The following is a 14317-nucleotide window of genomic DNA, read 5'->3' on the forward strand; positions in this document are numbered from 1 at the left end:
CACGGCGGAAGGAGGGGGCGTTGGGGGCCGGGCACGACCACGGGGGGCAGTTGACCCGGGCGGCGGAACGGCACCGGGGACGGCTCTGGGCCGCCTTCGGGCTGCTCGCCGTCCTGATGGTGGTCGAGACGGTCGCCGCGCTGGTCACCGGCTCGCTCGCGCTGCTCTCCGACGCCGGGCACATGTTCACCGACGTGCTCGGGATCGGGATGGCGCTGGCCGCGATCACGGCGGCCCGGCGGGCGGCCGGCGACCCGCAGCGGACCTTCGGGCTCTACCGCCTGGAGGTGCTGGCCGCGCTGGCCAACGCGGTACTGCTGTTCGGGGTGGCGCTCTACGTGCTGGTCGAGGCGGTACGCCGGTTCGACGACCCGCCCCGGGTCGCGGCCGGTCCGATGCTGCTGGTGGCCGTGCTCGGCCTGCTGGCCAACGCCGCCGCGTTCGGCCTGCTCCGGGCCGGGGCGCGGGAGAGCATCAACGTGCGCGGCGCCTACCTCGAAGTGCTCGCGGACCTGCTCAACTCGGTAGGCGTGATCGTCGCCGCTGTGGTGATCATCCTGACCGGCTGGCGCTGGGCCGATCCGATCGTGGCCCTGGCGGTCGGGCTGTTCATCCTGCCCCGCACCTGGCGGCTCGGCCGGACCGCCGTACGCATCCTGGTGCAGGCCGCGCCCGAGCACCTCGACGTGGCCGCCGTACGCGCCCGGCTGGCCGGCGTACCCGGGGTCTGCGACGTACACGACCTGCACGTCTGGACCCTCACCTCCGGCATGGAGGTGGCCTCGGCGCACCTGAGGCTGGACAGCGACGCGGAGGTCGGTACCGTACTCGCCGCGGCCCGGTCGGCGTTGCGCGAGGACTTCCACATCTCGCACGCCACCCTCCAGGTCGAGCCGAACACCGCCCCCGGGGGCTGCGGGCCCACCGACTGGTGACCGGTCGCGACGCTGCGTCACAGCGCGGCCGGCCGGAAACTGTCGGAATTCCGCCTCAGCAGACGTCGAGGCTCACCGATAGTTAGCGGCATCTTAAGTTTCGACCCGGTGCTTGAGGTTTTTGTCCGGATACATCCTTGCGAAGTAGGAGAATCGCGAATCTAACTCCGGCAACGCCACGTATCCCCGGGCGGCAACTGCCGGTAGGCTCGGCTCCGGTCTCCGCCGGGCGGCGCCCTCCGGCGCCTGCGGAGGCCGTCGCCTAATCGCACACGCGAGCCGGGGAACCACGTACCAGGGGTGCATCCGCTCCAGCGGTAGGGATCTTCCGTCCCGAACCCGTCAGCTAACCCGGTCGGCGGCTGACGGAAGGACATTGTCATATGCCGTTCCTGGCACCCACCCGACAGGCTCCGGCGTCCGCGCGGAGAGCCACGAGACCGCCCCGGAAGGCCGCGACGACCGTGGCCGTCGCCCTGGGCATGGTCCTCGCGGCACTCGGCGGCGCACCCGCCGCCGCGGCACCGGAGTACGCGACCCCCGGGACGCTGGCCGCGGCACCCGGCGGGGACGACATCGACGGAGGCACCGACAGCCTGCGCGAGCAGCTCCAGGCCGCCAGCAAGGGCTACCTGACCGCCAAGAACAGGTTGGCCAACTCCGTCAAGCGGCAGAATGAACTGAACCAGCAGCTCGCCGCGCTGCGTACCGAGGTGGCGACCCGGAGCGAACGGGTCGCCGAGATGGCCGACATGGCGTACCGGACCGGTCGGCTCGGGCAGGTCTCCGCCCTGCTCAACAGCGGTTCTCCGACCAGTCTGGTGGACCGGGCCGCCGCACTCGACACCATCTCGGCGAACGAGAGCCGGGAGTTGCGCGGGTTGCGGGAGAGCCTGGACAAGGAGACCCAGGCCAAGGCGGCGCTCGACAAGGAGGTCGGCGAGCAGCGCAAGCAGGTCGAGGTGATGGAGACCCGCAAGAAGCAGGCCGAACGGGCCTTGGCGGCGGCGAACAACAGCGGCGGCGCCGGCTCGGGGATCAGCGGCAGCGGCGGCGGGTCGGCGCGACCGGCACCCCGCAATCCCGACGGCTCCTTCCCCGACGAGTCGTGCAGTCTCGACGACCCGACCACCAGCGGCTGCATCACCGCGCGGACGCTGCACGCGCTGAAGCAGGCCCAGGCGGCCGGCTTCACCCGGTTCGTCTCCTGCTTCCGCAGTGGTGGCAGCGGCGAGCATCCGAAGGGGCAGGCGTGCGACTTCGCCGCCCAGCGGAACGGGTTCGGCGGGGTGGCGACCGGCGGCGACCGGACGTACGGCAACAACCTGGCGGCGTACTTCGTGCGAAACGCCGATCGACTGGGCGTGCTGTACGTGATCTGGTTCAAGCAGATCTGGCTGCCGAGCAGCGGTTGGAAGACGTACAACGGGGGCAACGGTGACCCGTCCAGCGACCACACCAACCACGTGCACCTGTCGATGAACTGATCGACCGCACCTGAGGCACCGATCGCGGACCGCCGGCACCGCCCGCCACCCCTGGGCAGTGCCGGCGGTTCTCGGTTCGCACCCGGCCGGAACCCCGACCGGGTGCACCGGTCAGCAGCCGATCCGGGTCGAGCCGAGCGCCACGTCGTCGAACCAGAGCGTGTCGGCGCCCTCGCCGTAGCTCTCCCAGCCCAGCCGCAGGTCGGTGAGGCTCGGCCGCCAGTTGGCCCGGTTGTACCACTGTCCGTCGACGTCGTGTGTGGGCGTACCGTCGGCGGTCAGCCCGGTCACCGCGGTGCCGTTGACCCAGGTGGAGAGCCGGCCCTGCGCGCCGTCCACCATGAACTCCAGGCAGGTCCACTGGTTGACCGGCAGCGGCGCGCTGAGCGCGACACCGTTCGGGCTCTGCTCCGGGAGGGTGGCGTCGTCCGAGGCCCGGTTCCACTGTAGGGCGGCGTTCTGGCCGCCCATCCGCAGGTCACGGTTGCCGTCGTTGGCGTCCCGCATGGCCAGGAAGGTCACGTGCGAGGTCGGCAGCGCGGTGGTGTGCCGGACCCAGAGCCGGGCGTAGCGGACCGCCCCGACGGCGCCGAGGTCCCGGGTGGAGCCGACGAAGACGTGGTTGCAGTAGCCGACGGCGCCGTTGATGCGTACCGACCGGGTGCCCTGGTGCGCGACCGAGGTGTCGATGCTGGCGGTGCCGCTGCCCGAGCAGTCCGGATAGCTGACGCTCCAGTCGCCGGAGGGCGCCGTGCCGGTCTGGTTCTCGAAGCCGTCGCAGAGCACCGCCGTACCGCAGCCGCTCGGCGGCGGGGTGGTCGGCGGGACCGTCGGCGGCGGGGTGACCGTCGGCGGGACGCTGGTGGGCGGAGTCGTCGGCGGCCTGGTCGTCGGCGGCGCCGTCGTGGGCGGAGTGGTCGGCTCGGCACCGTTGCACGGCTCGCCGTTGAGGGTGAACCCGGTCGGTGCCGCCGAACTGGCGGCATAGCTGCCCTGCACGCCGAACTCGGTGGAGCCACCGGCCGGCAGCGACCCGTTCCAGGCCACGTTCCGGGCGGTCACGGTCGCGCCGGACTGGCTGACCTGGGCGTTCCAACTGTTGGTGATCCGCTGGTCGCCACCGTAGGTCCAGGTCACGGTCCAGCCGTTGACCGGGGTGTCCCCGGCGGTCACCCGGATTGCGGCGGTGAAGCCACCGGTCCACTGGTTGGCCGTGTAGTCGACCAGGCAGCCGGCGGCGGCCCGCGCGGTCGGCGTCAACCCGGTGCCGAGCACGGCGACGCTGCTCGCGGCGATCGCGGTCACCGTGGCCAGGGCCAGGGAGACGCGACGGTACGGTGCGGAGATCCGCATGGGAGTTCCTCTCGGACGACTGCCGGCCCCGTCGCCGCCCCTGGCGCGTGCCGGCAGTGCTGTTACGACGACGAGTGGCCGGCGCGCGCGGCGCGTACCGCCCTCGTTGGACTCCCGTGACCAGCTCCCATGATCATCGATCCCCCACGACACCCGGCCAGCCCGTACCGGTCGCGTGACGGCGCCGACCAAGCTTAGAGACAACCATCGATACGAGCAACCGGCGCGCCCGCCCGCCCGGCCGGGCTCCCCCGTCAACTCAGGCACTCCGGCCAGCGACAATGACCGGGTGACGATCGCGCGCTCGCTGCTGCTGTTCCTGCTCGCCGCCGTCGCCGAGATCGGCGGGGCGTGGCTGGTCTGGCAGGGCGTACGCGAGAATCGGGGCCTGCTCTTCGTCGCCGCCGGCATGCTGGCACTGGCCGGGTACGGCTTCGTGGCGGCGTTCCAGCCCGATCCGCACTTCGGTCGGGTGCTCGCCGCGTACGGGGGCGTCTTCGTGGCCGGCTCGCTCGGCTGGGCCGTACTGGTGGACCGGTTCCGCCCGGACCGCTACGACCTGGCCGGCGCCGCCGTCTGCCTCGTCGGGGTAGCCATCATCATGTACGCCCCCCGCGGCTGACCCACCCTCGGCGTTTCACGATCAGCGAGCCCGCACCGGGTCGATCGGTCGATCGGCTTCCGGGCGGTCGCGCGCCGGGACGCGACCGCCCGTACGTCGAGTTGCGTACCCGGGCCGTCCACATCCGCACGACGCCACGGCGCGGTTCCGCCGGCACCATCACTGGCATGACGCTCTCTCCGCCCTGGCGAAAAGCCCTCCTCACCCTGCACGTGGTCACCGCGGTCGGCTGGTTGGGGGTCGACGTGGTGCTGCTGACCCTCGGCGTGGCCGGGGCGCGCGGCTCCGACCCGGACGTGGTCTATCCGGTGATGGCCCTGGTCGGGCAGGCCGTCTTCGTGCCGCTGAGCGTGCTCGCCTGGCTGGTCGGAGTCGCCAGCGCGCTGCTCACGCCCTGGGGCCTGGTCAGGCACCGGTGGGTGCTGGTCAAGATGGTGATCACCACCGTGATGCTCGGCGCGGTGCTCTTCGCCCTGCTGCCGAACCTCCAGGCCGCCGAACTCGGTGCGGCGACTCCACCGGATGCCCGGCAGGGCCTACTCGCGGCACCGATCGTCTCCAGCACCTTGTTGGTGATCGCCACGGTGCTCTCCACCTACAAGCCGTGGGGCCGGATCGGCCGGGCAGGTGCGGTCAGGACCGGGCAGCGGCCAGCGCGGCCGGCAGCCGGGTCGCGAGGTCCAGGTGCGCGGCCCGGGCCTGCCGGAACGCGTACCGAAACAGCGGTGCGGGTGCCGACAGGGTGATCTCGACGTCGACGCGTACCAGCCCGTCGGCCTCGCGGGTCAGCCGGGTCTGGTTCCGCACCGTGGTACGCGGCCACTGCCGGGCCACCATTTCCAGCTCGTCGGCCGCCAACCGGAGCAGGTCGGCCCGGTAGGTGACCTGGAACCGGAACGGTCCCCAGCGCAGCCGGTCGGTGACCAGGTCGCTGCGCAGCACTCCGGGCCCGGCCGGACGGGGGCGCACCCGCACGATCAACGGATGCAACTCGCCCTGCCGTCGCACGTCGCCGAGCAGCCGCAGCGCGTCGGCCGGCTCGCAGCGCGCGTGCACCCGGTATCGGAAAGATCCGGTACGCGGCACCCTCTGAGTGTAGGAGCCGGGAGGACCCGGCGCACCGGGTGGCAGACGAGCACGCGCGGCGGGTGGTCCCTCGTGCGGCTGACCAGCGAGGGCCCGGAGCTGCATGGATAGCGGCTAACAGGGTACCTAACGGGCATGAGCGGACATGTCATGGTCTTTGCCCCTGATCCGCAGTTGACGGTCACCATCGACCAGCCCGCCAACGAGACCGAGCTCCACCTGCACCCCGGCGGCCAGGGGGTGTGGCAGGCCCGCATGATCAAGTGCCTGGGCGTGCCCGTGGTGCTCTGCGCCGGGCTCGGCGGGGAGATCGGACAGGTGCTCGAACCGCTGCTGGCCGGCGAGGGAGTCGACCTCCGGGCGATCCACCGCGAGTCCAGCAGCGGCGGCTACGTGCACGACCGGCGGCGGGACGGCAAGCGCCACGAGATCGCCTCGGTGCCGGGCCATCCGCTCGCCCGGCACGAACTGGACGAGCTCTACAACCTCGCGCTGAGCGAGGGGCTGGGCGCCGAGGTCAGCATCCTCAGCGGTCCCGGCCACCCGTCCCTGGTCGCACCGGAGATCTACCGCCGGCTCGCCGCCGACCTCGGTCACAACGGCAGCCGGGTGGTCGCCGACCTCTCCGGTCCGCACCTGGCGGCCGTACTGGACAGCGGCGTGTCGGTACTCAAGGTCAGCCACGAGGAACTGCTCCGGGACGGCCTGGCCGCCGACGACGGCGAGGCGGAGCTGATCCGGGTGATCCAGGCGCTGCACGCCCAGGGGGCCGAGTCGGTGGTGGTCAGCCGGGCCGAGGAGCCGGCCCTGGTACTGGTCGACGGCGAGGTGGCCCAACTCGACATGCCCCGGCTGGAGGTGGCGGACCCGCGCGGTGCCGGCGACTCGATGACCGCCGGGGTGGCGGCGGTGCTGGCCCGGGGCGGCGACATCCGGCTCGCGGTCCGGACCGGAGCGGCGGCGGGCGCGCTGAACGTCACCCGGCACGGGCTCGGCACCGGTCGGCCGGACGCGATCGCCGGCCTGGTCGACCGGGTGAAACTGGCACCGATGCGGGTGGACCGGCAGGATCGGCTGACCCCCGACGAGCTGGCGCACCGGACGACGACGTCATGACGATCCGGGTACTGGTCACCAACGACGACGGCATCGCGGCTCCCGGGCTGCGCTGGCTGGCGCGTACGGCGGTGCAGCGCGGGCTGGACGTGGTGGTGGCCGCCCCGAGCGAGGAGGCCAGCGGCGCGAGCGCCGCGATGAGCGCGGTGGAGCGGGACGGCCGGGTGGTCGTCGAGGAGCACCCGATCGAGGAGCTGCCCGGCGTCCCGGCGTACGGGGTGGCCGGCTCGCCGGCGCTGATCACGCTGATCGCCCTGCACGGGGCGTTCGGGCCGGCACCATCGGCGGTGCTCTCCGGGATCAACCGGGGCGCGAACGCCGGCCGTGCGGTCCTGCACTCCGGCACGGTCGGTGCGGCGTTCACCGCCGCCGCGAACGGCTGCCACGGGCTGGCGGTCTCCCTGGACGTACTCTCCGTGCACGAGGCGAGCACCGGCAGCGGCGGCGCGGCAGTGGCCGTCCCCCGACCGGACCGGGACGAGCGGCGGCACTGGGCGACGGCGGCCCGGGTGGCGCTGGACCTGCTGCCCCGGTTGACCGCGGGACCGGTGGAGAGCGTGCTGAACGTGAACTCCCCCGACCTGCCGTACGAGCGGCTGCGCGGGATACGCCGAGGCACCCTGGCCGGGTTCGGACAGGTGCAGATGACGGTCGCCGAAGCCGGCAAGGGTTTCGTGCGTACCGCCCTGGAGGAATCCGGCCAGTACGTCGAGCCGGGCACGGACGTGGCCTGGCTGGCGGAGGGTTACGCCTCGGTGACGGCGATCCGGGCGGTCACCGAGGCGTCCGATGTGGATCTGTCCGGACTGGACGATCCGCGGTAAGGGGTGGGATTCCCGGTCCGCGATGATCAGACCGCGGGCCGGGGACGGTCAGGCGCCGGGGACCTTGACCTCCTCGGCGGCGGCCGCGGCGCCCGCGAAGTAGGGCTCCGGCGCGCCGAAGAGGCCGAGGAGCCCGGTGACCCAGAGCTGCCGGTGGACGAACCGGCTCGGTTCGGTGACCACGAGCTTGACGCCGCTGACCTCTGCGGTCTGGAAGCCGGCGACCATGGCGCTGATGCCGACGGAGTCGATGAAGCTGACCAGTCGCATGTTGAGCTCGATCCTGGACGGTCGCCCCTTGGTCAGAACTCCGGCGATCGCCTCACGAACCTCGTACGCCGTATCGACGTCGATTTCTCCACGAGGGGCGATCTCCACAACTCCACCAGGCAAGACCGACTTGACGATCGACAGGCTCACGCGAGCACCTCCACTCGCCCATGTCCGGGCGCCTAATCAGTACGCGGGCCGCGACCGAGAGTATTCCTCTCACGGCCCCGATCGCCACCCTTCCGGACGGGCAATCTATTCAACGAGCCGACAAACCTACCCGGTAACGGGGCAAACTACGCTAAATTTTCCTGCGCCGCCGGCTTCCGCACTTCCACCGTCACGCCCTCAGCGTAGCCGTGCCGCAGGTCGGAGCGGGCCACCGGTGCACTGTGTCGTACCTCGCCCGGCGCCGCTGCCCGCCGGTACCCGAATCCCTGTCGCCTATGCGACAGCCCGGCGGGCTGGACGAGGCCGGTGGGACCGCTGGGGCCGCTGGGGCCGGTGTCGCTCGGCGGGGCGGTTGTGCCGGGGAGCACCTAGCATGAGGTGATCCGTCCGTCTCGGGACGGGCGACCCAGGCTCGGGAAGGGACACCTGATGCTGAGGAAGCTGATCGGACTGGCTGGGGTCGGCGCGCTGCTGGCACTGGTACTCGCCTGCGGGTTCGGCGACGGAGGTGATGACGACGACGGTGACGACGACGATTTCGCCCAGCGCGCCCCCGTCGTCCTGCTCGGCTGACCACCTGCGGCACACCGGCACGAGATCCGACGGGTTCCGGCAGACTTCGGGAGGTGATCCCGGGTTTGCCAGGAAAGACGCCTGGGCACCTCCCGAAGTAGCAACCCGCAACCGCGCCGAACAGACGCCTCTGTCCGAAGTGGCCGCTTCGTTCGGCAACCGAGGAGGTAGCACGATGCTCGGAACGAACCTGCTGAAACATCAGAGCAAGCCCGAGCGGATCGCCGACCAGGCGTGGGAACACCTGACCGGCGCGATCAACTCGGCCGGCGAATCGGTGAAGTACACCGCCCGCTCGGCGCGGCGGACCGGCTCCCACCTCACCAGCCATGCCGGCGACCGGGTGGGTGCCGTGACCGACGAGGCCCGGGTGCGGGCCAGCCGGGCGTACGACGCCCTCGCCGGCCGCCGGCCGGGACTTCCCTGGGCGTGGCTGATCGGGGCGGGCCTGGTCGGCGCCGCCCTGGCCTGGGCCGCCTCCTCCGCGTCCCGGGCCGCGCTGGCCCGGGCCGAGAAGGAACTGCCCGCCAGCGACGGACTGGAGTTCGTGGACGTCGACCGGGCCAACTCACCGTTCCGGGTCGACACCACCTGATCCCCGCGGACCCGCCCGGCCGGTCGGGCGGGTCCGCGGAAGCCGGGGCCCGGTGCGTTCCCGCGCCGGGTCCCGCACGTGCGGGCCCGGCCCCTGGTCAGTCCCACGCGGCTTGGTCAGCTCCGCGCGCAGCTCACCGGTGCCGGTACGGCGTTCGCCCCGGTCCAACTGCCGAGGAAGCCGAACGTGGTGGAGGCGTTCGGTGCCAGGTTGCCGTTGTACGACACGTTCCGCACCGAAACCGACGAACCGGACTGGGTGTGCGCACCTCCCCAGATCTGGCTGATCGCCTGTCCGTTCCCGAAGGTCCAGCCCACCGTCCAGCCGGTCATCGCCGACGTGCCGGTGTTCCGCACGGTCACCTCGGCCTGGAAGCCACCCTGCCACGAGCCGGTCACCCGGTAGGCGGCCGTACACGCCCCGCTCGGCGGCGGCGTGCTGCTCGGGGTGGCCGTAGGCGGGCGGGTGGTCGGAGTCGCCGTCGGCGGCCGGGTGGTCGGGGTGGCGGTGGGCGGGTGGGAGGGGCCGCCGAGCCGGTCCGCGACCAGGATGCCCCGGCCGTTGGTGCCGAGGTAGACCCGGCCGTAGACCCTCGGGTCACCGGTCAGCGCCTCGCCCATGTTGCCGTACTGGTGCTGGTCGTCGTTGATCCGCACCCAGGCGCCACCGGCGTCGTCCGACCGGTACACCCCGCGGACGCCGTCGACGGTGGCGACCGCGAAGACCGCCGGGTACGTCTGCCCGGGCGCCGCCCGGCCGAACCCGACGTTTACCGCACTGCTCACGTTCGGCTGCTTCGTGAAGCTCGCTCCGGAGTCGGTGGACCGGAAGATCCCGGTCTCGCCGGCCAGCCAGATGTCCCCCTCGGCCCCGGCCACCGCCTTGAACTTCGCCCCGCCGCTCGGCAGCCCGGTGGCGGCGGTGGCGGCGAAGCTCTGGCCGCCGTCGGTGCTGAGGTAGAACCGGCCGGCCGAGTAGCCGTAGAACGTGTTCGGGTTCACCCGGTCGGCCTCGACGGTCGCGTTCGCCGGGATCCCGCTGGACTGGCCCCACGAGTTGCCGTACCCGACCGAGTAGACCACCTGCGCTCCGGAGTCGCCGGGCGCCCAGACGAACCGGCTGCCGTTGGCGGCCACCGCGACGGTGCCGCCGCTGTTGATCCCGCCCGGCTCCTGGGCCTGGAACCAGTTCGCCCCACCGTCGGTGGAGAAGGCGACGTGGCTGTCGTTCGGCCGGTCGGCGTCGGTGAAGTTGCCGGCCCGGACCATGACGCTCGGGTTCAGCTCGGCGAAGTCCAGGCTGGTGGTGCTGGTGAAGACCGGCTGGGTGAACATCGTCGCCGGTACGGCGTCCAGGCTGGTGTGCCGGAAACCGCCGACATCGCCGAGCCCGCTGACCAGCGGGGCGCCCGACGGCGGGCTGACCAGGTCGAGCACGGCCGTCTCCTCCAGTCCCCGCACCATCGGCCGGATGGTGACCGTGCCGCCGCTGTCCCAGTTGCGCAGGTTGGTGGTGCCGTAGATGGTGGCGCCGGTGCCGTACATCAGCCGGTTGCCGTCGAACGGGTCGATCTCCACCGACTCGTTCATCCAGCCGAGCTTCGGGGTCTCCTCCGGCGGGGACGGGTTGGCGCCGAAGGTCAGCCACGGCACCGAGCTGATGTCCATGGTGTAGCGCTTGGTCCGGTTCGGGTACGCCCCGAAGTCCCAGATCCGGGTCCAGGTCGCGCCGCCGTCCGTACTCCGGAAGAAGATCGCGTCCGGCCACCAGGAGATCTGCGTCGCCACCATGATGGTGTTCGGGTTCTGCCGGTCGATGGTCAACCCGCTGTACCCGTAGTACGCGTCGGCGCTGCTGGACGGGACCGGGCTGATCTGCGTCCACGCCCCGGTGGCCCGGTTGAACTTCCAGACGTCGCCCTTGCCGCCGTCGTACGGGCCGCCGGTGTCGCTGGTGGCGATGTAGAGGAAGCCGCCGACCGGGTCGACGACACCCTTGTGCGCCAGATAGCCGGTGGGCTGGCCCGCGATCCGCTCCCAGCTCGTACCGCCGTTGGTGCTCCGGTAGACCGGGTTGGACTTGTCCGCGACCCCGACGTAGATGGTCTGGGTGGTGTTGCCGGCGGTGCCGGTGCTGGAGTCGAAGCTCACCCAGGTCACGCCCTGGTTCTGGTTCAGGTAGCCGTTCGGGTCGGACGGGTCCTGGGCGTAGTTGCCGGCGTTCGGGAAGTTGCTCACCTTCGCCCAGGTGGCGCCGTGGTCGGTGCTGCGCCAGAGCCCGTTGCCGCCCTCGGCGCCGTAGTAGACGATGCTGTTCCGGTTCGGGTCGACGGCGAGCCGCTCACCCTGGCCCCGGCCCGGCATGTTGCCGCCCACCTTGAACGGCAACTGGTACGCCTGCCAGGTGTTGCCCTTGTCCGTGGAACGCAGGATCGCGCCGTTGTTCGGATCCCAGTCGTTGGTGTACATCCCGACCGCCGCGTAGACCCGGTTGGTCTGCACCGGGTCGGTGGCGATGCTGAGCACGCCGTTCCAGCCCCAGCGGTCCCAGCCGACCCAGTCCAGCAACGGGGTCCAGCTCTGGCTGGACTGCTCCCAGCGGTAGGCGCCGCCGATGTCGGTGCGGGCATAGATCAGGTTCCGCTCGGTGGGGTTGAAGACGATGCCGGGGACGAAGCCGCCGCCGTCGATCCGGACGTTCTGCCACGAGTACGGCTCGGCCGCCGCGGCCGAGGCTGGTGCCGCGGAGGGGCTGACGGCGACCTGGGCCACCACGGCCACCACGCCGGCGGCCAGTACCGCCGCGAGGGTACTGGCGAGACTTCTACGCATGTACGGCTCCCTGGGTCAAAGAGCTTGCGCTGGCCGGCGCGGCCGGGGGTTGGCACGCCGGGGGGACGGACGAACCGCCGGCGCGGCGGGCGTTCCGAGGCGGACGCCGGAGACGATCCGGACCAGTGCGGTCCCGCCGATCGCGCGCACGGACGGAAGACCTCCCGAGCCGGGAGCTGCCCTTGCTCCCGTGGCGTCGTCCTGGCTCCCGTAACGGCGTCGTGCAGACGTTCACACACGGCCGGACACCGTGTCAATAGTTGGACGTCTAAACTAAGCCGGTGGTGGGCCGGGCTCAGCCAAGCCGGAACACCACCGAGCCGGAGACCTCCTCGCGGGTGATGCCCAAGCCGTCGACCGGCCGGTTCAGCACCTCCTGCCACGGCGTCCCGGGCAGGTACTCCGGCAGCACCACGACGGTACGGACGCCGAGTTGACGCAAATGGTCGACGCTGAGCCGGTCGGGGAAGCTCGCCGTGATGCCGAGAGTCTGTGCCTGCGAGTCCGGGGTGAAGGCGGCGAGTCCGTTGACGATCTTCGGGAAGCCGTCGGTGGACCAGAGCATCACGCTGAACTCCAGGGTGCCGCTGCTCGGCAGCACCAGCAGCGGGCCCTCGGCCCCGCGCAACGCGGCCGGCTGCGGGATCACCGGGGCGTGCGGAGTGGTGTTGACCCCCTCGACGAGGATCAGCGCGAGCGGGATCAGTGCGACCAACCGGACCAGCGCCCTGCGGAACCCGGCGGCACGCCGCCCGGGTACCCGCCGGTCCGGCTGCTCCTCGGTGCCCGGCGGCGGCTGGTAGGCGGCCATCCGCAGCACCGGCACCGGGGTGCCCGGCCGCTCCCCCGCTTGCGGCGGCGGCGCGGCCCGGGCCGGACCGTCGTCCGGGCCGGGCTGTCCCGGTTCGGTGGCCGGCGGCTCCTCGTCCATGACCGCCGGCCCCGACTCCGATCGGGGCTGGCCGGCGGCGGGCTCGGCGGTGGCCGGCGGAATGGTGGCGGTTTCCGGTCGGGTGTCGGCGGGGGTGCCCTCCAGCGGCCGGTCACCGGACGGCTCCGCGCCGAGCCGGGTCAGCGCGGTCAGCGCACCGGCGGCCAGGATGCCGAGCAGCAGGGTCGTCCAGAGCACCAGCCGACCGGAGGTCCGGATGGCGTCGAAGCCGGGCGCGTGCAGCACCAGGGTGGCGTACCCGGGATCGCCGTCGCCGCCGAGCGTGGTGCCACTGGCCAGCCCGACGCTGACCAGCACACCGACCGTGAGCAGTATCCGGTGCCGCAGCCGCCACACCGAGAAGAACAGCCCGGCGAAGGCCAGCCCGATCAGCACGACCCCGGGCAGCAGGGTCATCTCCCCGGCGAAGCTGAGGCTCGCCCGGGCGGCAGCGTGCCGCTCGCCCCAGAGCCAGTTCTCCGGCGGCGCGACCAGGAAACCCCGCCACGGCGGCGAGAACATCTGCACGTGCGCCAGCGTCCGCCGGCCGGCCGGGTGCCGGGCCACCACCTCCAGGTAGGGCAGCGCCATCAGGATGCTGACCCCGCCGAACACCACCCCGCCGGCCAGGTCGGCCAGCAGCAGCCGTCGACCGAACGGCGGGCGGGACCGGCGCCGCCACCACGACCAGGCGTAGCCGGCCCCGGCGGCCAGGCAGACCAGTACCAGCACGTAACCGAACGGCAGCCCGATGCCGAAGCCCAGGGTCATCTGCCAGGCCGCCACCAGCCAGCCGGCGAAGGCCCAGCCGGGACGGCGCCGCTCCGGCCGGTAGCCGTGCCGCAGCGACCAGCCGTGTCCCCGGGCCAGCATTGCCAGGGCCAGCGCGATGCCGCCGATGGAGAGCACGTGCAGGTGCCCGGCCTGGGCCAGCTTCCAGGGGGCGTACCCGAAGGCGACTCCGGCCGCCGCGGCACCGATCCGGCCCGCGCCGAGCTGCCGGACCAGCGCGTACGCCCCGACGAAGGCGAGCGCGTGCACCAGGACGTACAGGATGTTGTAGCGGACCACGCCGGCCACCGGACCCTCACCGATCATCCCGGCCGGGGCGTAGCCGAGCAGGGTGTCGGAGTAGGCGTAGGTGTAGGGCTCCGGATAGAAGGTGTTGGAGTGCCACAACTGGCTGGGGTCGGTCAGCACCGCGTGGCCGCCCCAGGCGATCTGCCACGCCTGAAGGGTCGGATCCCCGATGTCCTGCGGGATCGTACTGGTGATGTCGCGCAGGGTCGGCCAGGTCAGCACCACGGCCAGCAGCAGCCCGCCGAGCACGGCCAGCGTCCACTCGTGGCTGACCAGGCGCACCAGGAAGGGGGCCCGGGGCACCCGACCCGGGCCGGACGGCGCGGCGCCGCTCTCCGGCGGTCCCGTCCGCTCGTCGGGCCCGTCGCCGGCCCGCCCGTCGCGGTCGTCGCCGGCCCGCTCGTCAGGTCCGGCCGGTGCCGTCTGCCGTTCGATCGTCATCC

At 72.3% G+C, this 14317-nt stretch carries 13 protein-coding genes and 1 riboswitch; of the genes, 8 read left to right on the top strand and 5 right to left on the bottom strand.

The window, feature by feature from the left end; genetic code table 11:
* The first annotated feature begins 20 nt into the window (after window positions 1-20).
* Both AAH979_RS28330 and AAH979_RS28335 read left to right on the top strand, forming a co-directional pair.
* The gene (locus AAH979_RS28330; RefSeq protein WP_346261169.1) at window positions 21-935 is read left to right on the top strand and encodes a cation diffusion facilitator family transporter; all 915 of its coding nucleotides are present in this window, start codon (window positions 21-23) and stop codon (window positions 933-935) included.
* A gap of 249 nt (window positions 936-1184) precedes the next feature.
* Window positions 1185-1312, top strand: a riboswitch (cyclic di-AMP (ydaO/yuaA leader).
* A gap of 105 nt (window positions 1313-1417) precedes the next feature.
* Entirely contained in the window at window positions 1418-2422 is a 1005-nt protein-coding gene (locus AAH979_RS28335) for a hypothetical protein (RefSeq protein ID WP_346261213.1), read from the top strand.
* A gap of 111 nt (window positions 2423-2533) precedes the next feature.
* Here AAH979_RS28335 and AAH979_RS28340 read toward each other — a convergent pair whose 3' ends face one another.
* The gene (locus AAH979_RS28340) at window positions 2534-3775 is read right to left on the bottom strand and encodes a cellulose-binding domain-containing protein (protein WP_346261170.1); all 1242 of its coding nucleotides are present in this window, start codon (window positions 3773-3775) and stop codon (window positions 2534-2536) included.
* A gap of 289 nt (window positions 3776-4064) precedes the next feature.
* Between AAH979_RS28340 and AAH979_RS28345 the strand changes: the two genes are divergently transcribed.
* Together AAH979_RS28345 and AAH979_RS28350 are read left to right on the top strand one after the other, a co-directional pair.
* On the top strand, window positions 4065-4397 hold the full coding sequence (locus tag AAH979_RS28345; RefSeq protein WP_346261171.1) for a YnfA family protein: 333 nt from the start codon (window positions 4065-4067) through the stop codon (window positions 4395-4397).
* A 167-nt stretch (window positions 4398-4564) separates the two neighbouring features.
* Window positions 4565-5143, top strand: a complete 579-nt coding sequence (locus AAH979_RS28350) for a hypothetical protein (RefSeq protein WP_346261172.1) — start codon at window positions 4565-4567, stop codon at window positions 5141-5143.
* On the opposite strand, the gene AAH979_RS28355 is transcribed toward AAH979_RS28350, so the two are convergent.
* Entirely contained in the window at window positions 5031-5483 is a 453-nt protein-coding gene (locus AAH979_RS28355; protein WP_346261173.1) for an SRPBCC family protein, read from the bottom strand. The genes AAH979_RS28350 and AAH979_RS28355 overlap by 113 nt on opposite strands.
* Before the next feature lie 135 nt (window positions 5484-5618).
* On the opposite strand from AAH979_RS28355, the gene AAH979_RS28360 reads away from it, so the two are divergent.
* Window positions 5619-6599 carry a PfkB family carbohydrate kinase gene (locus AAH979_RS28360; RefSeq protein ID WP_346261174.1) on the top strand — a complete coding sequence of 327 codons (981 nt, stop codon included), beginning with the start codon at window positions 5619-5621 and terminating at the stop codon, window positions 6597-6599.
* On the top strand, window positions 6596-7423 hold the full coding sequence (locus tag AAH979_RS28365; RefSeq protein ID WP_346261175.1) for a 5'/3'-nucleotidase SurE: 828 nt from the start codon (window positions 6596-6598) through the stop codon (window positions 7421-7423). The genes AAH979_RS28360 and AAH979_RS28365 overlap by 4 nt, the downstream gene beginning before the upstream one ends.
* Before the next feature lie 48 nt (window positions 7424-7471).
* On the opposite strand, the gene AAH979_RS28370 is transcribed toward AAH979_RS28365, so the two are convergent.
* The gene (locus AAH979_RS28370; RefSeq protein ID WP_346261176.1) at window positions 7472-7843 is read right to left on the bottom strand and encodes an STAS domain-containing protein; all 372 of its coding nucleotides are present in this window, start codon (window positions 7841-7843) and stop codon (window positions 7472-7474) included.
* Between the two features lie 450 nt (window positions 7844-8293).
* Between AAH979_RS28370 and AAH979_RS28375 the strand changes: the two genes are divergently transcribed.
* Window positions 8294-8437, top strand: coding sequence for a hypothetical protein (locus AAH979_RS28375; RefSeq protein ID WP_346261177.1), 144 nt, complete (start codon window positions 8294-8296; stop codon window positions 8435-8437).
* Window positions 8438-8612: 175 nt separating this feature from the next.
* Entirely contained in the window at window positions 8613-9032 is a 420-nt protein-coding gene (locus AAH979_RS28380) for a hypothetical protein (protein WP_346261178.1), read from the top strand.
* 116 nt (window positions 9033-9148) lie between these two features.
* Here the strand turns inward: AAH979_RS28380 and AAH979_RS28385 are convergent, their stop codons facing one another.
* Window positions 9149-11863, bottom strand: coding sequence for a cellulose binding domain-containing protein (locus AAH979_RS28385; protein WP_346261179.1), 2715 nt, complete (start codon window positions 11861-11863; stop codon window positions 9149-9151).
* 295 nt (window positions 11864-12158) lie between these two features.
* Window positions 12159-14315 carry a hypothetical protein gene (locus AAH979_RS28390; RefSeq protein WP_346261180.1) on the bottom strand — a complete coding sequence of 719 codons (2157 nt, stop codon included), beginning with the start codon at window positions 14313-14315 and terminating at the stop codon, window positions 12159-12161.
* Window positions 14316-14317: the final 2 nt, after the last annotated feature.

The organism is Plantactinospora sp. ZYX-F-223 (genome assembly GCF_039649625.1).
GTDB lineage: Bacteria > Actinomycetota > Actinomycetes > Mycobacteriales > Micromonosporaceae > Plantactinospora.